Here is a 19,350-nt window from a genome sequence, read left to right as displayed (position 1 = left end):
ATGGACAACAGCCCTGGCACCTACGTCGAACGTCCGCTTAAAGCGGCTGCACCTGTGCAGCACAGCGAAGAAAAGGACACCATTGATCTGCTCAAACTCTGGAGAGTGGCCTGGCGTGCCAAATGGAACATCGGATGCTGCGTACTGCTGAGCAGTGCACTGGCCATAGCAGTGGTGTCGACCATCACCCCGCAGTACATCGGCAGCACCACCCTGCTGATCAAGGATACGACCCCGCCGCCGCTGAACTTCCAGCAGACGACCGACAAGGGCGGCCCAACCCCCGACTACCTGCAGACCCAACTGGCACTCCTGCAATCGCGGGAGCTGGCGGAACGGGCGGTCAGGAAACTCAAGCTGACAACCCATCCGTTGACCGACCCCCGCCAGCAACCGCAGTCCTGGTTCAAACCGCGCCAGTGGCTGGCGGACCTTAACCATGGCCAATGGTTGCCGGGCCTGGGATTCCTCACGCCGGCAGCGACGACGCCCACGGAAGAAGACGTGTTCAATGAAGTCACGCGAAACTTCATGCGTCATGCCAGCGTCAAATTCGTCGGCAAAAGCCAGCTGATCGAAATCCAGGTGGAGTTGCCAGACCCGCAACTGGCGGCAGCCGCCGCCAACGCGCTGGCCCAGGGTTTCCTCGACAGTCAGTTCGATACCAGCCAGAAATCCTCGCTGACCACCACCAGCTGGATGAACACACGCCTGATCGAATTGCGCGACAACCTGCGCAAGGCCGAGGACAAGCTTCAGGCCTACCGTGAAGAACAGGGTCTGGTGGATGTCGACGGGGTCGCCACCATCAGTGCCAACGAACTGCAAATGACCGGCAATCGCATGATCGACGCCCGCCGAAACCGCGCGGAAGCCGAAAGCCAATACCGTCAGGTGCAGGGCCTGGGCAGTGGCGGCGACCTGAGCAGACTCTCCAGCGTCCCTGCCGTGCTGAGCAACCCGCTGGTGCAGCAGTTCCAGGCCGAACTGGCCAAGGCCCAAGCCAGGGTCGAGGAGCTGTCGGGACGTTATGGTCCGAAACACCCCAGCTTGCTCTCCGCCCGTTCGGAGCTGCGCACTGCTTCAGACAGCCTGCGCATCCAGGTCAGGCAGGTGATCGCCGGCATCGAACACCAATACCGGCTGGCGGTGGCCAGCGAAGAGGCGCTGCGCAAATCCTTCAACACCAACAAGGCACAAATACAGGACATCTCGCGCAAGGAATTCCAGCTGCGCGAATTCCAACGGGAGGTCGACAGCAGCCGGGCGCTGTATGAAACCTTTATCACCCGGCTCAAGGAAACCGCGGCAACGTCTGACATGGACTCGACCAAGGCGCGCATTATCGATTCCGCCATCGTGCCACTGGAAGCCAGCAAGCCGCGCAAGACCCGGATCGTGGCGATTGTCGCCTTGGTGGCCGGGGTGATTGGCGTGGCAGTGGCCTTGTTGTTCGACTACCTGAACAACACCTTCAAGAGCGACGACACCATCGAAAGCACACTCAATATACCGCTGCTCAGCGTGGTGCCATTGGTGGCGAAAAAAAGCCGGCGACAACTGGCGCGCCTGTTTGACGACAACGACAATCCGCGATTTTCCGAAACCATTCGCAACCTGCGCACCTGGTTGATGCTGCAGGACAGTGATACGCCATCGCAGGTTGTGCTGGTGACCTCGACCGTGCCCGAAGAAGGCAAAAGCACCATTGCCAACAACCTCGCCAGTTCACTCACGTCGCTGGAGCGCGTGCTGCTGATCGATGCCGACATGCGCCAACCCACCCTCTCGCTGAACTTCGACTTTGCGCCCGACAGCCCGGGTCTGGCCAACGTGATTGCCGGTACGGCACGCCTCGAGGAGTGCATTCGCACCGTGGGTAATCTCGACATGTTGACCGCCGGCAATATCTCACCGCCGTCGCTGGATCTGTTCAGCTCACCACGCCTGCCGTCACCGCGTGCAAATAACGACCCGTTACGCCAGCCGCCACCTCAGGATCTGCTCAGTTCGCCGCGCCTGGCATGCATGCTCGAAGTACTCAAGATGCGTTACCGGCACATCATCATCGATTCGCCGCCAGCGGAAATGGTCAGCGATGCGCTGTTGCTGGCTCAGCATTCGGATGCGGTGATCTACGTGGTCAAGGCCGACAGCACGCCGGTGAGCCAGGTGCAGAAGTACCTCGCCATGCTGCAACAAAGCCACGCGCCGGTGTTCGGGGTGGTGCTCAACCAGGTCGACCTGCGCAAGGCGCGCAAGTACGGCTACAGCCATTCGCAAACGTTCTACGACTACGACTTCGCCCGCAGGTAACCACGGGCACGCAGCCTGTTTGCCGACGTTTGATCTCACTCCAATCGATACCGCCAGCGCCTTTGCAGTGCTGGCGCGTCATCCATGTCCAGAGATTGAGCCGATGACTCCGCAAATAACCGCTCAAATGGCGCACCGCAGGGGGCTGACCTTCTGGGGGCAGTGGCTGTGCGCGATCGTTCTGATCAACCTACTACTGATGCTGCTGGTGTATTGGCGGGTCGGCAGCCTGGCCAGCGAATACCGCGTGCTGATGACGCTTACCGTGCTCGGTTCGGTACCGATCTACAGTGCCATGCAGGTTTATCACAAGCGTCACGGCCTGTTGAACGGCCTCGGTCGGTTGCTGGCCGGCTGGCTGATCCTGCTCGCGGTACTCATGGCCATCGCCTTTATTACCCAGACCAGTGTGAGGTTTTCACGCCAGGTCATCATCGTCTGGGCAATCATGGGCTTCGTGGTCCAGGCGGCGAGTTTTCTGCCGCTGCACTTCCTGGCCCGACTGCATGCGCGCAAGGTCTGCCAACAGCGCCGTTCCATCATCATCGGCACTTGCCCGACCGCCGACGAGCTGGCCAGAAAACTTACCCAGCCGGATCAAGCGCGGGTATTGGGTTTCGTCGCCACCGAAGATCTGGCCGGCCCCGCCCCCAGTGTCCTGCCGTTGCTCGGTCGCGTCTGCGAGATCCGCATCATCATCTCGCGCATGGATATTCGTCGCGTCTATATCGTTCTGCCGATGGCGCAGGCCGCCCTCATTGAAGCCTTGTACATCGATTTGCTGGACATGAACGTCGACGTGGTGTGGATTCCGGACCTGGGCAGCATGGTACTGCTCAACCAGTCGATCTCCGAAATCGAGCGCATGCCGGCGATCTACCTCAACGAAAGCCTGATCAGTTCGCATCCCGGCAGCCTGCTCTGCAAGGAACTGCTCGAACGCAGCCTGGCCGCAGTGGCCATTCTACTGTTCAGCCCGTTGCTGGTGGCCGTGGCGATTGCCGTCAAGGTCACTTCGCCAGGTCCGGTGCTGTTCAAACAGAATCGTCACGGCCACGACGCCGAAATCTTCCAGGTCTGGAAGTTTCGCTCGATGCGCGTGCACGACGATCAACAGGTGCGCCAGGCCACCCGCGACGATGACCGCGTAACCCCGCTCGGACGCTTTCTGCGCCGTACTTCGATCGATGAATTGCCGCAACTGTTCAACGTGCTGTTCGGCCAGATGGCCCTGGTCGGACCGCGCCCGCATGCCGTCACCCACAACGCCTATTACACCGGCAAGGTGCGCGCCTACATGGCTCGTCATCGGCTCAAGCCCGGCATCACCGGGCTGGCCCAAATCACCGGGCATCGGGGTGAAACCGAGACCGTGGAAAAAATGCAGCGGCGCGTCGCCCAGGACCTCAACTACATCAACCAATGGTCGCTGTGGCTGGACATCAAGATCCTGCTCAAGACGCCGTTCACCCTGTTTTCCAAAGACATCTACTGACGTTGTGTCCACGTGGATCGATACCACGAATCCCGGAGGTTTTCCCGATGAATGTGAGCGTATTCGGAATTGGCTATGTCGGCCTTGTACAGGGAGCCGCACTGGCGGAAGCGGGCCACAACGTGCTGTGCGTGGATGTCGACGCCATCAAGGTACAGGCACTCAGGGATGGCACGCTGCCGCTCTATGAACCGGGCCTGAAAAGCCTGGTTCGCGACAACTACCAGAGCGGACGCCTGCAATTTGGCACCGACCTTGTCGCCGCCGTACACCACGCCCAGTTGCAGTTGATCGCCGTCGGCACTCCACCGGATGAAGACGGCTCGGCCGACCTGCAGTATGTGCTGAGTGTGGCGGACACCATCGCCCACCACATGCAGTGCCACCAGATCATCGTCGACAAATCCACGGTCCCGGTCGGTACCGCCGACCGGGTGCGAGCGCACATCAATCAGGTTCTGGCGCAGACCAATCGCAGTGACCTGACGTTCGACGTGGTCTCCAACCCGGAATTTCTCAAGGAAGGCTGCGCGGTTGAAGACTGCATGCGCCCGGACCGCATCATCATCGGCACCGACAGCCCGCATGCCGAAGCGGTCATGCGCGAGTTGTATGAACCCTTCAATCGCAACCGCGAAAAAATCATCGTCATGGACGCGCGCAGCGCCGAACTGACCAAGTACGTCGCCAACTGCATGCTGGCGACGAAGATCAGCTTCATGAACGAAATGGCCAACCTCGCCGAAAAGCTCGGAGCCGACATCGAGATGGTGCGCCACGGCATCGGCTCCGATCCCCGCATCGGTTATCAATTCATCTACCCGGGGCTGGGTTATGGCGGATCGTGCTTTCCCAAGGATGTGCAGGCACTGATTCGCATCGCCACCAACGTCGACTTCGACGCCCGTGTGCTCAAGGCGGTCGAGACGCGCAATAACGAACAGAAAACCATGCTGTTCAGCAAGATCTTCAATCATTTCGACGGCGCGCTGCAGGGCAAGACCTTCGCCTTGTGGGGCTTGAGTTTCAAACCCAACACCGACGACATGCGCGAAGCCCCCAGCCGGGTCTTGATGGAGGCCTTATGGAAAGCCGGGGCAAGGGTCCAGGCGTTCGACCCCAAAGCGATGGAAGAAGCCCAGCGTATCTATGGCGCGCTTGATGACCTGACGCTGGCGGGCACCAAGGAAGCGGCCCTGAAAAATGCCGACGCCCTGATCATCGCGACCGAATGGCAATCGTTTCGCGCACCGGACTTCGACCTGCTCAGTCAGCAACTGGCGCAACCGGTGATTTTTGATGGACGCAATCTGTTCGACCCGCAGCGCTTGAAACATCGTGGTTTCACCTACTACTCAGTAGGCCGCCAGACACTCTAATGATGAAGGAACCAGGCAATGATCAGGTTGAAATTAGTCGAGCGGTTCACTCCCGGTCTGCTTGAGACCCACAAAGCTTTTTCCTTCATCAACTTTGCTTCCATCGGCAGTCTGTTCGAACAGGCCGAGGGCAGCGACGTCAGCTATTTTTGCGATGGCATGCTGCTGTCGGCGTTCATGTCGTGCATCACCGGCCAGCCTGTCGAGCGTGTCAGTTTCGATTTCACCTCCATCGCCGACCCGGTGCTGCGCAGTGCCGAGCAACGGGGCCGGCGTGTGTACTTTGTCGGGGCCCGGCAAGTGGAACTGGACCTGTTCCTGCTCAAAATCAGGGGTCTTTATCCGCGCTTGAAGATCGCCGGCTTTCACAACGGTTACTTCGATACCGCGCAGGCACAACGCATACATGCCGACATCCGCGACAGCGCTACGGACATCCTGATCACAGGTTTAGGCGCCGGGCTCCAGGAGCAATTCGTCGAGGAGGCCCTGAGCCAGGGCTTTGGCGGGGTGGCATTCACCTGCGGCGGTTTCATTCGGCAGGAAGCCACGGCCACCCGCAATTACTACCCCGAATTGATCAACCGCCTGCATCTGCGCGCGTTTTACCGCATGTACCGTGAGCCCCACACGATCCAGCGCTACCTGATCGACTATCCGAGAAACTTTTTTCATCTGTGGGCAATGCTCGCCCTGCACAAAGTGACTATCGATCTACTGCACCCCGACTGCCGGGAAACCAGGATGAACATTCTGTTCATTCTCAAGGATTTCACCCCTGGCGGAGGGGTCGAGGGTGTCCAGCAGCGCCTGGCCGGGCAATTTCTGAAGGAGGGCCGCCAGGTCGGTTTTTACGTCATGAACGGCGATACGCCGGCGCAAGCGGGCGCGACGTTTTTCCAGGGCGGCGGCGATGGGATCAAGGGCCTGCTCAAGTCCATCTTCCTGTTGCGCCGGATCATTCGTCGCGAAGGCGTGACTCACCTGATCGCCGCCAAGGAACAGGCCAACCTCTGCACCTGGTTCGCCACATTGAACACCTGCTGCCGGGTCATTTATACCCGTCATGCGGCGCTCGATTGCGAGGAACAGAAGACCGGGCCCACCAGCCTGCGCCTGCTCTACGCTTTATACCTGTGCGGCACTGGCAAGGTCGTAGCGGTATCCAACGGCCTGTGTCACAGCCTTGCCGAGCTGATGCCCTGGGGACGCCAGCGCATCCGCTACTGCCCCAACGCCGTGATCAGCGAATACATGCTCAATGCCGCGCAGGCGCCCTTGCCCGACGGCTTGCCCGCCGACTACTGGCTGGGGGTGGGACGGCTGGTGCAGCCAAAAGGCTTCCATCTGCTACTCGAGGCCTACGCCATGGTCTTGCTCCGTGCAACGCCGTTGCCGGATCTGGTGATTGCCGGAGATGGCCCGGAGCGCGTCGCGCTGACCGCACAGGCACAACGCCTGGGCATCGCAGACCGGGTGCATTTCACCGGTTTACTGAGCAACCCCTATCCCCTGATCCGCCACGCCCGGCTGTTGATCCTGAGTTCGGTCCATGAAGGCTTGCCTACGGTGCTGATCGAAGCCCTGGCGCTGGGTACGCCGACATTGGCTTGCGAGTGTGGCAGCGGCACCCGGGAGTTGCTCGATCACGGCCGGCTTGGACGTCTGGTGAAGGTCAATGATGTGCCGGCGCTGGCAGAAGGACTGCTGCACAGCCTGACCCCGGACGGTCAGGGTGCGCCGGCCGGTCGCGTCGCGGCAGAGGCGGTTCGACAGTACGGCAGTCATCAGTCCGCCGAGGCCTACTACCAGGTATGGAATCAATGAAGAAGCTGCTGATCATTCTGCATGACTTGGGCGCAGGGGGTGCCGAGAAGATGATGGCGCGCCTCGCGGGGGCGCTGGCCGATGCCGGCAATGACGTGACCCTGCTGATGCTCACCGGCGGCGGAGTAAATGTCGCAAGCCTCGATCCGCGGGTCAAACAGGTCGAGCTCAACAGCGCACGCAGTGCGAGTGCCGTGCCGGCCCTGGCGCGATTTCTGCGGCGCAATCGCTTTGATGCGCAATTGGCCGCCCTCACCCATGTCAACGTGGTGGCGATTGCCGCAGCGGCGCTATCCGGAACCCTGCCCCGCCTGCATGTCAGCGAGCGCAACGCGTTTTCCCACGACAAACACGTCAACCCATCCCTGCGGGCCCGGCTGGCCTATTGGGTGGCGCCACTGCTGTACCGGCTCATCCCCAACCCGGTGATCTGCGTGTCACGGGGGGTCGCCGAGGATCTGGTCGCGACCACCCTGGCCCGTCAGCGCGATGTCACGATTGCCGACAACCCGGTACTGGACAATGACTTTCGCGACAGGCCGCTGCCCGCTCCGGAGCATCATTGGCTGCGGGAAAAAACCACACCGGTGATTGTCGCCGTGGGGCGGCTGGTCCGACAGAAAGGCTTCGACACCCTGATCGATGCCTTCGCCCGACTGCCCGATCGCACGGCGCGCTTGATCATCTTCGGTGAAGGCACGCTCAGGGCACCACTGCTCGATCAGGCTCGCACGCTGGCCGTGGCCGATCGGGTCGACCTGCCGGGCTACACCGTCGATCCCATGGCGCAAGTCGCGGCGGCGGATTGCTTTGTGTTGTCGTCGCGTTTCGAAGGCAGCCCGAACGCGCTGGTCGAAGCCCTGGCCACCGGCACCCCGGTGGTAGCGACCCGTTGTCCGCACGGCCCGCAGGACATTCTCGACAACGGCACCGTCGCGCCGCTGGTGGCGGTCGATGACCCCGCGGCGCTGGCGCAGGCGATCAGCGCACAACTGAACGCCGCGAACGATACACGGCGTTCGATACGGATCGATGCCGCCGCCCGCTTCATGAATGCCCAGGCGGTGAAGACCTACCTCAGCGCCTTGCTCGGTAGCCCACGGCCATGAACACACTGCAAGTCAGGTTCACTACGCTGCGCGATCTTTTCACGCTGTTCGGCGTTCTGTTCTACATGCAGGTGATCAGCTTTTTTACCGGCCTGGGCAGCGCCTCCAGCCTGGACGATGCCCAGCGCGACCTGGAGGGTAACGTCGTCAACCAGGTCTGCGGCCTGATCACTCTGCTGGTGCCTTTATTTTTGTTCATCCGCCACAAGGTGTTCCTCAGTCAGTGCTTCTACCGGCAAAACGCCTTTTTGCTGCTGTTCGTGCTCTGCGTCGCCGCGTCGATCAGTTGGTCCTACGATCCGTTTCTCAGCCTCAAGCGTTTTGTCGCATTGATGAGCGTGGTGTTTTTCGCCGGATTCGTCGCCTACAACTACAGCCTCGAAAAAATCAGTTTCATGCTCGGCTGCACCCTCGGCGTAGCCGCGTTCATCGGGCTGATCTGCGCCGTGATCCTGCCGGATATCGCCTTCATTTCCGGGGGCATTCGCGACGGTGCGTTCAAGGGCATCTTCCCGGAAAAAAATGCCGGCGCGCGGATCAATGCCATCGCCATTGTGTTGCTGCTGCCGATGATCCGCCGGCGCAATCCCTGGGCGATGTTCAGCGCACTGTGCTCACTCATCGCCATCGGGCTCGCCCAGTCCGCCACGGGGCTGGCGCTGATCTGTGCGGGGACGGCAAGCTACTGGTACTTTCTGACCATGATCCGCCTGCGGATCAACCGCTCATGGACGGCGTTCTTCGCGACCACAGTTCTCTACTTGCTGATCTGCCTGTTTCTCTATGGTAATTACACGCTGTTGTTGGAAATGATCGGTCGCGACCCGTCACTCACCGACCGCATGCTGATCTGGGAGCTGCTGACACCCTACATCGATGCCGAGTTTGTCAGGGGTTACGGCTATGGTGGTTTCTGGTCCAGCCCCGATGCCGCCGCGTTCATTACTCGCTGGGGTTACATCGGTAACGCCCACAACGGCTACATGGAAACCCTGCTCAACGGTGGGATCGTGCAGCTGACGGCGCTGGGCCTGATGCTGTCCGAGGCGCTGGTCAAACAGTATCGCGCCGTGACGGCGGACCAGTCGGCGCAGTATCGGGCCAGTGCCCTGGTCATCATAGGACTGTTCATCGTCACCAATTACGTGGCGTACGTGATCCCCAATTATCGCTCCGCGGAGTTTTTGGTGTTCTGCATCCTGGCAATGTCTTTCCATCATCACCACGCCGGACGCAGTCTTGCCAGACCGGGCGCAGCGTCGCACTCGACGGCGCGACGCAAGGTGGTCAGCGGCGCCACCGCCAGCGTCGTAGCCAAGGAGAAAAGGCCATGTTGAACGAAGGCCCCCCTTCACCGGATTCGGTGTGCGTGGTGATTCCGATGTACAACGCCGCCAGTACCATCGAAAAGACCCTGGCGTCCGTGGTCCTGCAGACCCGTCAGCCCGAGCAGGTGATCGTCATCGACGACGGCTCCAGCGATGACTGTGCCCAACGGGTCAGGAACTTTGTCGCTCCGTTTCGCCTGACCCTGTTGCAGCAGGCCAACCAGGGTCCGGCCCGTGCGCGCAACACAGGCATCTTTGCCGCCGAGGAAACCTTCATTGCCTTCCTCGATGCCGATGACCAGTGGCATCCACAGAAACTGGAAATGCAGCTGGCGCTGTATGACCGGTTGACGGCCCAGGGACATTCGGTCGGGCTGATCGATTGCTACCAGTTGAGTGTGTTCAGCGACGGCACACAGCAACTGGAAGAGCGGCGCAAGTGCGGCAATCACTTTGCTGATTTCATGCGCGAGAATGTCATCAACGGTACGTCCGGCGTGCTGGTGGTGCGTGAAGTGGTCTGTGCCGTGGGTGGTTTCGACCCTTCCCTGCGCTTCGCCGAAGACCGCCTGCTCTGGACGCGGATCGCCGAGCACTGGGAAATCCACACCGTGCCGAAAATCCTCCATCGGCGCGGGGTCGACAGCGGCAACATCACCGCGCAACCGCAAAAATACTACCCGTACAAAGTCAGATTCATCGAACTGTACCTGGATCGCTACGGCCCGAGACTGACCCGGCAGCAGCGCATCCATTTCCTGTTGGCCAACCATGCCGAATTCCTCAATGCCTTTTCCCGGCGCGGCGAACATGCACAGGTGATCAAGGTGTTCCGGCAGATGCTCGGGCACTCCTGGCAAGCGCTGATTTTCTTCAATGGCAAACCGACCCTGCGTTACCTTTATGCGCGGTTCAAGACGCTGCACAAGGTTCCCTGATCGCTCGCCCCTCGATCGAACGTCTGCCGGGTTTGCCCATGGTCAATCAACGTCTCGTCAAATTGAGCTGGATCTTCACCGAGAAATTCGGCCTGATTTTCCTGTCGATGATCACTTTTGTCGTGTATGCCAGGCTGTTGTCGCCGGAAGAACTGGGGGTGGGTACGATCATCATCGCCAGCGTCGAGTTGATCGGCATCCTCTGTTCCTCGGTGCTGGAAGACCCACTGGTGCGGCAGGAGCGTCTGGACGAGCGCCACATCGCCACGGCGTTCTGGGTGGCGGTACTGACCAGCCTGGTGTCCATCGCGATCATCACGGCCGTGGCGATGCTGTGGCTTGCATCCACCGCCCTGCAATGGATGACGGCGCTGGCTTCGGTGAAAATCCTGTTCACCATGATGGCGCGTGTCTATGTCGTGCAATTGCGCCGTAGCAGCAACTTCAGGATGCTCGCTTCGCGCACGCTGCTGGGCAAGGTGTCCGGCGGCGTTGCCGGTATCGCCATGGCGCTCTTGGGTTTGGGCGCCTGGGCGGTGATTGCCCAGGCGCTGATCATGGAATTCGTTTCCGTCCTGGTGTTGATGCTGGGTGACCGACGCCGAATCCCATGGGTCATTGACGGTCCATTCCTGCGTGAACTGGTGACGGCCGGCCTGCCCGTGGCCGTCAACACCCTGAGCTCGCAAACCCTTCAGCGCGGGGTCAATGTGGTCCTCGGTATCACCGCCGGCACTCACGCTGTCGGCATCTTCAACCTGGCGATGCGCATCATCGATTTGCCACGCACGGCGTTTTACAACGGCCTGATGAGCTATGCACTGCCGGCATTCGCCAGACGCAGCGCCGAACCGTCGAGGTTGATCGGCTTCATTTTCGACTCGACAGCCATCAGCTGTTTCCTCCTCACCCCGCTCTTCATCGGCATCGCCCTCACCGCCGAGGACATCGTCCTGCTGATCTTCGGAGCCAAATGGGCCGACGCGATCCCGCTGCTGCAAGTACTGGCCTGCACCGCCGCCATCGGCAACACCGCCATGTACGCCACCACCGCGCTGGTGGCCGTCAACCGCACGCACCTGACCCTCAAGGCGGAAGTGGGCACCACCTTGCTGGCGCTGGCGCTGGTCTACGGGCTGGGGCCGCTTTATGGCGGCATGGCCGCTGCCCTGGCGTTGCTGCTGCGGATGCTGATCGTCACACCTCTGCAGATTCGCGGGCTGAACACCGCCATCGGTTCTGGCTGGCATGCGTTTTTCGCATCCAGCTATCGCAGTGTGACGGCCTCGCTGGTCATGGCTGCGGCAGTGCTGTGGCTGGCCCCACGGCTGCAGGTTCAGGGGGTGGCGCATTTGGCCTGCAGCATCGGTATTGGCGCGCTGACTTATGCGCTGGCCTACAGCCTGTTGCACCCGCGTTGGCCGCAAGAATTCAAATCGGTATTCACCACCCGCTGAACCCACTCCCTCCGCAATCCTTCTGCGACAGGAACGCCCGACATGCGCAAAACCACGCTGATCACTGGCGGGGCCGGGTACATCGGCTCCCATACCGCGCTGACCCTCATTGCTGCCGGCCACTCGGTGGTGATACTCGATAACCTGTGCAACAGCTGTCGGGAGTCGATCAGCCGACTTGAGCTACTGACCCACAGCCACGTCGACTTCATCGAAGGCGATGTGCGTGACAGCACCTTGCTCGAGGAAATCTTCGCTGAGTACGACATCGATGCGGTGATGCATTTCTCCAGCCTGAAATCCGTCGCCGAAAGCACCCGAAAACCGCTGGAGTACTACGCTAACAACGTCGCCGGCACTTTGAATCTTTGCCAGGCCATGGCTCGCGCGCAGGTGTTCAATCTGGTGTTCAGTTCCTCGGCCACGGTCTACGGCGACCCGGCGCACACACCGATTGCCGAAGCCCTGGGCACCGGCAACCCCGTCAATCCCTATGGCCGCAGCAAGCTGATGATCGAGGAGATGCTCAAGGATCTGGCGCTGTCCGACACGCGCTGGAGCATCGCGCTGCTGCGCTATTTCAACCCGATTGGCGCCCACGAAAGCGGCTTGATCGGCGAAGACCCCCATGGCCAGCCCAGCAACCTGCTGCCCAGCCTGACCCAGGTCGCCATCGGCCGGCTCCCCGAACTCACCGTGTTCGGCAATGACTATCCCACTGTCGATGGCACCTGCGTGCGCGATTACATCCACGTAGTCGATGTGGCCGAAGGGCACCTGAAGGCGCTGCAGATGCTGCAACACAGTCCTGGCACCCACATCTGGAACCTCGGTACAGGCACCGGCTACAGCGTGTTGCAGATCATCCACAGTTTCGAAGACGTCACCGGCATCAGCATTCCCTACCATTTCGCCCCACGCCGAGCCGGCGACATTGCCCAATGCTGGGCCGACCCCAGCAAGGCCGGACGCGACCTGGGCTGGTACGCGCAACGTAACCTGGAGCAGATGATCATCGACACCTGGCGATGGCAATCAAGTAACCCCTATGGCTACCAGTTCCCTCTGCCATTGCCGGTAGCGGTGGCCATGAAGTAATGGAGCCTGACCATGATCAGGGAATGTCTACTCGGCTTTCTTTTCGCGAGCATGATGTTCGAGGCGGCAGCCGCGCCTTCCCGGCCACCCACCGACGGCCTGGTGCTGTGGCTCGACGCGGCCGACGCCTCGAACATCAGCCTCGACGAACAACGGCGCGTGCTGCGCTGGCGGGACAAATCCGGCCAGCACCACGACGTCACGGCGGACCATGCATCGGCCAGCGCCTGGTCCGGATACGTGACCAATGCCCTTAACGGCCACGCCGTGGTGCGCTTGAATGGCACGGCGGCTTTCAGCGCCAAGGCCGTGCGCACGGCAAAAGGTCCGGTGACGTTGTTGATCGTGTCGCGGCGACTTCCCGAACAGGCCGGGGGCAAGGCCTGGCAACGCCTGTTCAGCTCGCGCCCGCAATTGACCGATAACGATAACGTGGCACCGAACATCGGCATCAGCGTGCAACAGACCAGCGCCTATGAACCCCGCATTGCCTTCCTCGAAACCAGCGACGTGCCGATCGGCCCTCTCGCCGTAGGCCGCAATGTGGTCGGCAGCTCTGAAATCCTGCGCGGCGACATCGCCGAAGTGCTGGTGTACAACCGCCCATTGGCCACGCAGGCCGAACGCCAGGCGGCGTTTGAATACCTGGCGCACAAATGGTCGGTGGCGGTCCCGCAACACGCCAATGCCTGGACCCGAACCGGCCCGCTCGGCCCGGCGCCGCAACAGACCAACGCCAACCTGCCGCTGTCCGATCAGGTCAATGCCGGCCGCTGGCGCCTGGACCCTCGCTTCACCGACGACTTCAACGGCACCGCCCTCGACCGTCAACGCTGGCACGTCAACAACGCCACCGGTAGCGACTCGCTGGGGCGCAAACCGGCGCTCTTCACCCCTGACAACGCCAGTGTCGGCAATGGCCATCTGAACATCGTCTTCCGCAAGCAAACCTTGCCTGAAAAATATGTACGCCTGGGCTACAAGGACTACACCAGCGCCATGGTCCGCACTATCGAACGTGGCGACTACGGCTACTACGAAGCCCGGGCCAGACCCATGAACTCGGCAGGCTCCAGCGCCTTCTGGCTGGCATGGACCGGACTTGCCAACAACGCCACGGAAATCGATATTTTCGAAATCGGCGGTAAAACCAAAGAGGCCAAATTCGACCGTTTGTACAACATGAACGCCCACGTCTGGGCTACGCCGACCGGCACCGCGCACTTCAGCGAAGGCGCCAGCTGGACCAGCCCCTGGCGCCTGGCCGCCGACTTTCACGTGTATGGCCTGGACTGGCAGCCCGACACCCTGCGCTGGTATGTCGACGGCGTGCTGGTCAGGGAAGCGAAGAACAGTCACTGGTTCTTCCCGATGCAGATCGTCTTCGACAGCGAGGCCATGTGGAACTGGTTCGGCGTGGTCAACGATGCCGATCTGCCATCGACCTTCAGTATCGATTACATCAAGGTCTGGCGGCGCGGCGGATAGTCACGGCAGGTTCATGGCCACCCATCCTGCTGCATGGTTGACTTATGAGGAAAACAACCAGGCTTTCTTTGACAGCCACACACCACAAACTATTCTAGAGAAACAAATTAACTTACAGGGGATATGCAATGACAACAATGACAGATGATAACGGACACTATGCGGACATTGATTATGACGACAAACATGATACGACCCAATGGGAAACTCGCGACCGCGATGGGAAGATAACGGGTGGCGGACAAAGAGGCGGGAATGCAGTTGACGAATTAGTTGACGAATTTAAAGACAGGGGTTTCAGGCTTTCCCACTCTGGCTGAGCGCTTATCGTGCGAACAACTTCATTGTTAACTGTGATAATTTTGTGCATGGGATGCATGGAGAGGATCAATGCAGAGGATCGAGTAGTATTCACTGATCCAGCCTGCAAGACATACAAATACAGTAAGCCAGTACCACTCAATAACGGGAAATCAATACAGCAAACAAGAGGAAGTTTTTTCTGCACACCCCAAGACTTTCCGCCAAATTTCGATTAGGGAAACCGGAAACGGGGACAGATCCTGAGGGATCCCCACAAATCTACTCCAGCACCTGTGCCTGTAGCGGAAACGGGGACAGCGGAAACGGGGACAGATCCTGAGGGATCCCCACAAATCTACTCCAGCACCTGTGCCTGTTGATGTACCTCGTCTCGCAACGTGCGCTCAAGTCTCTCCAAGGTTTTTCGAGAGTTTGAGCCGCGTCCGCAACGCCAGTATTCCATGCCCAATCGCCACAACGACAACACTCGTCGATGTTTAAGACTGTTGCTTTGGAAGCGATGCTCATGTCCTGCTTCGCGGGCCTGTAACCCGGTTAAGCAGATGATGTAGTTAGCCAACGCCGAGATCAGTAACAGCACTTCAATTCGGCGCGGGCAGTGACTTCGATGGCGGGTCACACCAACACCGAAGTGCTCGCTTTTTACATCCCGGAAGCCTTCTTCTATCTGCATCCGCTGCTTGTAAATCGCCACGATTTTCGAAGGATTCCATTGAGCCTCCGGCAGGTTACTGGCCAGCAACCACGGCTCTCGCTCACGATTGGCCGATTGTCTGCTGAGTTTGTTTTTGGCGATTGAACCGGTGACGCGTTGATGTTTTCGCCCTTTGGCGCGGTGCCTGACGCAGTACAAATGAATGAAGTGCGGAGCGCTTTGGGTCATCTCGATATGGCCCAGCGACTTCGGTGAAGATGACGCCAAAGCGTAGAGATTTTTCACTGGCAACCAGGTGTTCGAGTCGCTGCGGTAGAGGTCGCGGTTGCGCACCCGAGCCACGTAATACCAGCCTTGCGCCTCGACAGCCTTGATCCAGGGCCGTCGAAAACCCGCATCGGCCACAAGGATCGGAACACAGTTTTTGGGGAGCATTTCGGCCAATGTTTGCAGCAACCGATTTTGATATTTCGGGCATCCTTCACGCTCGTGAACGCTCTCGTAAATAGGAAACGAGCGCCCAGCCAACGGGATGGCGGCGCGCAACAAAAAGAACTCTCCCGCCGCATCAATTGGTGACCAATCGACCAGGATCAAGGGATGTTTCAGGGGGCCCAGCAGGGCTCGCAACATGACCCAATAAAACAACGAGCGCTCTGATTGCAGATGGCGATTTCCCAACAGCCGATCCACTCGTTTAATGGCGTGTTTTGGATAGGCCTTGCCCGACATGAATCGACCAAGTCCTGTCAGCGTCAGGCGGCGGCCTCGCAGTAACGAACTGACACAACACATCAGCGTTTTCAGACGATGAGAGTGGACAGTGGGAAGTGCTTGGGTGAGCGCGCTGTGTAAGAATCGGATGGCCTGCATGGGATCGGGATCTTGTTTTTGTGTGGTGCAATACAAGCTGCCGACCCATGCAGGTCTCTTCAATTCCCAACTTCTTGATTTTTCGTAGGAAAAATCGGGGATTTCTCAGGGACAGATCTTTTTATGATCCCCCCTTCACCTGGTGTTCGCAGAATCCTGATTCCCCGGGATATGGGGGACTGCCCAAACCCCAACGTCTCAATCCTGATAAACTCTCCCACCTTCCAGCCCCACCGATTCCAGATCCCCCAATGCCCCCAATCACCGCCACACCCGCCCCGCTCTCCCGCCGCTTCTCCGTCGCCCCGATGATGGATTGGACAGACCGCCATTGCCGTTTCTTCCTGCGCCTGCTCTCCAAGCACGCCCTCCTCTACACCGAGATGGTCACCACCGGCGCGCTCCTCAACGGCGATCACGAGCGCTTCCTGCGTCACAACGAAGCCGAACACCCGCTCGCCCTGCAACTCGGCGGCAGTGTGCCACTAGACCTGGCCATGTGCGCGCGCATGGCCCAGGACCATGGCTACGACGAGGTGAATCTGAATGTCGGCTGCCCGAGTGATCGGGTGCAGAACAATATGATCGGCGCGTGCCTGATGGGGCACCCGCAGTTGGTGGCCGATTGTGTGAAGGCGATGCGTGATGCGGTGTCGATTCCAGTGACGGTGAAACATCGGATCGGGATCAATGGGCGGGACAGTTACGAGGAGTTGTGTGATTTCGTCGGCACCGTGCGGGATGCCGGGTGCACGAGCTTTACGGTGCATGCGCGGATTGCGATTCTGGAGGGGTTATCGCCGAAGGAGAACCGCGACATTCCACCCCTGCGCTATGACGTGGCGGCGCGGTTGAAGGAGGATTTTCCGGAGCTGGAGATCATTCTCAACGGCGGGATCAAGACGCTGGAAGCCTGTCGCGAGCACTTGCAGACGTTCGACGGCGTGATGCTGGGCCGTGAGGCCTATCACAACCCTTATGTGATGGCCGAGGTGGATCAGCAGCTGTTCGGCAGCACGGCCCCGGTGATCAGCCGGGCCGAGGCGCTGGCGCAGTTGCGGCCTTACATCGCGGCGCATATCGATGCCGGAGGCTCGATGCACCACATCACCCGGCATGTGCTGGGGCTGGGCACCGGGTTTCCGGGGGCGCGCAAGTTTCGGCAGTTGTTGTCGGTGGATATTCATAAGGCTAAAGAGCCTTTGGTGTTGCTGGATCAGGCGGCGGAGTTGTTGGAGGGGCGTTAACAGTACGTTTCTGGCTAGTTGAAATGGAGCATCGTTGATGGCAACTGCGACGATAACGACAAGAGGACGGATTACCATTCCTGCGCAGGTTCGCACCTCGCTCGGCTTGACCGCAGGTGATCAGGTCGAATTTGTAACGTTGCGAGACCGTAGCGTTGAATTTGTGGCCAGGAACGGCTCGATTCAGGCGCTCAAAGGCCTGATCCGCAAGCCGCCAAAGGTTGTAAGCATTGCGAGCATGAACCCGTCGTATGCTGCGCGAAATCGCAAAGGAGCTGAATCATGCCCCTGACTGAAAAAGAACTGATGGGACGGGATGCCAAGCGCAATATTGGCGAAGAGCTGTTGGCGTCGATTCTTGAACTCAAGGCAACTCCATTGGCACATACCTCTGTAGGAGCAAGCTTGCTCGCGATGGATGTAAACGATAACGCGTGTTTTCTGTATGAACGCGTCGCCCTTGAGACCATCGCGAGCAAGCTCGCTCCTACATAAGCTCGTTCCGCTGCTTTCATATCCGCAGCCATCCGTCCCGACGTTTTCCGGGACCTATTGTCGAACTGAAGTCATGACTGTGGAAACTGTGGGCGTTAACGGTCGCCCCGGTTGAACCTGTGCCCGGATTTGGCATCGTACCTATCGATACCGCGCCCCGCCTTTCAAACACCCGTTTTCAGGTTGTTGCCACTGGGGCCATCGATACACGCACACGCCCTTGAGTGGCTGTCAGCGCTCGGGTAATGTCAACAGACCCATAGGACAGAGCACGCCCATGACTTCCAAGCTGGATCAACTCAAACAAATGACCACCGTGGTTGCCGACACCGGCGACTTCGAAGCTATCGCTCGCGTTAAACCCGTGGACGCTACCACCAACCCTTCGCTGCTGCTCAAAGCCGCGGCCATTCCCGGTTATGCCGAGTTGCTGAATGCTTGCGTTCACGACTGCAAGGGCGATGTCGGCCTGGCCAGCGACCGTTTTGGCGTTGCGGTAGGCCAGGAGATCCTGAAGGTTGTACCGGGCCGTATTTCCACGGAAGTGGATGCGCGCCTGTCGTTCGACACTGACGCCGTATTGAAGCGCGCGCACCGTCTGATCGAGCTGTATGACAAGGCTGGCATCGGCCGTGACCGGGTGCTGATCAAGATCGCGTCCACCTGGGAAGGTATCCGCGCTGCCGAGCAGCTGGAAAAAGAAGGCATCCAGACCAACCTGACCCTGCTGTTCTCCTTCGCTCAGGCCGCCGCTTGTGCCGATGCCGGGGTGTTCCTGATTTCGCCGTTCGTGGGCCGCATCTACGACTGGTACAAGAAGGCCAACGGCAACGACTACACCGGTGCGGATGATCCGGGTGTGCAGTCGGTGACGCGGATTTATAACTACTACAAAGCCAATGACTACAAGACCGTGGTGATGGGTGCGAGCTTCCGCAACCTGAATCAGATCGAGCAGCTGGCCGGTTGCGACCGTTTGACCATCAGCCCGGACCTGCTGGAGAAGCTGGCGGCGGATACCGGCAAGCTGGAGCGCAAGCTGGCGCCGGGCAATGCCGGCGAGGCGCGCTTGAGCTTGAATGAAGCGCAGTTCCGTTGGTTGTCCAACGAAGATGCGATGGCGACCGAGAAGCTGGCTGAGGGTATTCGTCAGTTTGCTCGGGATCAGGAGAAGCTTGAGGCGTTGTTGCAGGCGAAGCTGTGATTTAGTTCAGAGCGATGCAAAAAGGGCGAACCTTGGTTCGTCCTTTTTTTTGCTTTGAATTTGGGTATTGGATGGCTTCGTGCTGGGGGATGTGGTGTTTGTTATGGCGCCCTCGCG

Annotated in this window: 15 protein-coding genes and 1 pseudogene; 15 read left to right on the top strand and 1 reads right to left on the bottom strand. The window is 59.7% G+C overall.

The genetic code is table 11. The features are described from left to right. From F8N96_RS13735 to F8N96_RS13680, 11 genes are all read left to right on the top strand, one after another. Complete coding sequence (locus tag F8N96_RS13735; protein WP_150798256.1) at window positions 1-2,316, top strand: GumC family protein; 2,316 nt, start codon at window positions 1-3, stop codon at window positions 2,314-2,316. 103 nt (window positions 2,317-2,419) lie between these two features. Continuing rightward, on the top strand, window positions 2,420-3,811 hold the full coding sequence (locus tag F8N96_RS13730; protein ID WP_150798255.1) for an undecaprenyl-phosphate glucose phosphotransferase: 1,392 nt from the start codon (window positions 2,420-2,422) through the stop codon (window positions 3,809-3,811). A 47-nt stretch (window positions 3,812-3,858) separates the two neighbouring features. Next, window positions 3,859-5,190: a UDP-glucose dehydrogenase family protein gene (locus F8N96_RS13725; RefSeq protein ID WP_150798254.1), complete on the top strand. Its 1,332-nt coding sequence runs from the start codon at window positions 3,859-3,861 to the stop codon at window positions 5,188-5,190. A gap of 18 nt (window positions 5,191-5,208) precedes the next feature. Beyond that, on the top strand, window positions 5,209-7,017 hold the full coding sequence (locus tag F8N96_RS35375) for a WecB/TagA/CpsF family glycosyltransferase (RefSeq protein WP_224789526.1): 1,809 nt from the start codon (window positions 5,209-5,211) through the stop codon (window positions 7,015-7,017). Beyond that, the gene (locus F8N96_RS13710) at window positions 7,014-8,126 is read left to right on the top strand and encodes a glycosyltransferase (protein ID WP_150798253.1); all 1,113 of its coding nucleotides are present in this window, start codon (window positions 7,014-7,016) and stop codon (window positions 8,124-8,126) included. Before F8N96_RS35375 ends, F8N96_RS13710 begins: the two co-directional genes overlap by 4 nt. Then, a complete protein-coding gene (locus F8N96_RS13705; RefSeq protein WP_150798252.1) occupies window positions 8,123-9,463 on the top strand; it encodes an O-antigen ligase family protein in 1,341 nt (446 codons plus the stop codon). Before F8N96_RS13710 ends, F8N96_RS13705 begins: the two co-directional genes overlap by 4 nt. Further along, entirely contained in the window at window positions 9,457-10,392 is a 936-nt protein-coding gene (locus F8N96_RS13700) for a glycosyltransferase family 2 protein (protein WP_150798251.1), read from the top strand. Before F8N96_RS13705 ends, F8N96_RS13700 begins: the two co-directional genes overlap by 7 nt. A 38-nt stretch (window positions 10,393-10,430) precedes the next feature. Continuing rightward, on the top strand, window positions 10,431-11,849 hold the full coding sequence (locus F8N96_RS13695; protein ID WP_150798250.1) for an oligosaccharide flippase family protein: 1,419 nt from the start codon (window positions 10,431-10,433) through the stop codon (window positions 11,847-11,849). Window positions 11,850-11,891: 42 nt separating this feature from the next. Next, window positions 11,892-12,947 carry a UDP-glucose 4-epimerase GalE gene (galE, locus tag F8N96_RS13690; RefSeq protein WP_150798249.1) on the top strand — a complete coding sequence of 352 codons (1,056 nt, stop codon included), beginning with the start codon at window positions 11,892-11,894 and terminating at the stop codon, window positions 12,945-12,947. Between the two features lie 12 nt (window positions 12,948-12,959). Then, window positions 12,960-14,435 (top strand): family 16 glycosylhydrolase, encoded by a 1,476-nt coding sequence (locus tag F8N96_RS13685; RefSeq protein ID WP_224794091.1) that lies wholly within the window; start codon window positions 12,960-12,962, stop codon window positions 14,433-14,435. Between the two features lie 128 nt (window positions 14,436-14,563). Continuing rightward, entirely contained in the window at window positions 14,564-14,755 is a 192-nt protein-coding gene (locus tag F8N96_RS13680; protein ID WP_150798247.1) for a hypothetical protein, read from the top strand. A gap of 338 nt (window positions 14,756-15,093) precedes the next feature. On the opposite strand, the gene F8N96_RS13675 is transcribed toward F8N96_RS13680, so the two are convergent. Further along, window positions 15,094-16,287: an IS4 family transposase gene (locus F8N96_RS13675; protein ID WP_150798479.1), complete on the bottom strand. Its 1,194-nt coding sequence runs from the start codon at window positions 16,285-16,287 to the stop codon at window positions 15,094-15,096. 251 nt (window positions 16,288-16,538) lie between these two features. On the opposite strand from F8N96_RS13675, the gene dusA reads away from it, so the two are divergent. The 4 genes and pseudogenes from dusA to tal all read left to right on the top strand — a co-directional run bounded on the left by dusA (window position 16,539) and on the right by tal (window position 19,233). Further along, complete coding sequence (dusA, locus tag F8N96_RS13670) at window positions 16,539-17,534, top strand: tRNA dihydrouridine(20/20a) synthase DusA (RefSeq protein ID WP_150798246.1); 996 nt, start codon at window positions 16,539-16,541, stop codon at window positions 17,532-17,534. 37 nt (window positions 17,535-17,571) lie between these two features. After that, window positions 17,572-17,826 carry an AbrB/MazE/SpoVT family DNA-binding domain-containing protein gene (locus F8N96_RS13665; RefSeq protein ID WP_150798245.1) on the top strand — a complete coding sequence of 85 codons (255 nt, stop codon included), beginning with the start codon at window positions 17,572-17,574 and terminating at the stop codon, window positions 17,824-17,826. Beyond that, window positions 17,817-17,889 (top strand): annotated as a pseudogene (locus F8N96_RS35860) (transcriptional regulator); the annotation flags it as partial. The gene F8N96_RS13665 and the pseudogene F8N96_RS35860, both read left to right, overlap by 10 nt. Before the next feature lie 417 nt (window positions 17,890-18,306). Further along, entirely contained in the window at window positions 18,307-19,233 is a 927-nt protein-coding gene (gene tal / locus F8N96_RS13655) for a transaldolase (RefSeq protein ID WP_150798244.1), read from the top strand. The last annotated feature ends 117 nt before the right edge of the window (window positions 19,234-19,350 follow it).

Origin of the sequence: Pseudomonas fluorescens, from assembly GCF_902497855.1 — a bacterium.
Taxonomy (GTDB): Bacteria; Pseudomonadota; Gammaproteobacteria; order Pseudomonadales; family Pseudomonadaceae; genus Aquipseudomonas; species Aquipseudomonas fluorescens_BI.
The sequence above is the reverse complement of the archived record's forward strand: the minus strand, read 5'-3'. Positions and strand labels throughout refer to the sequence as shown.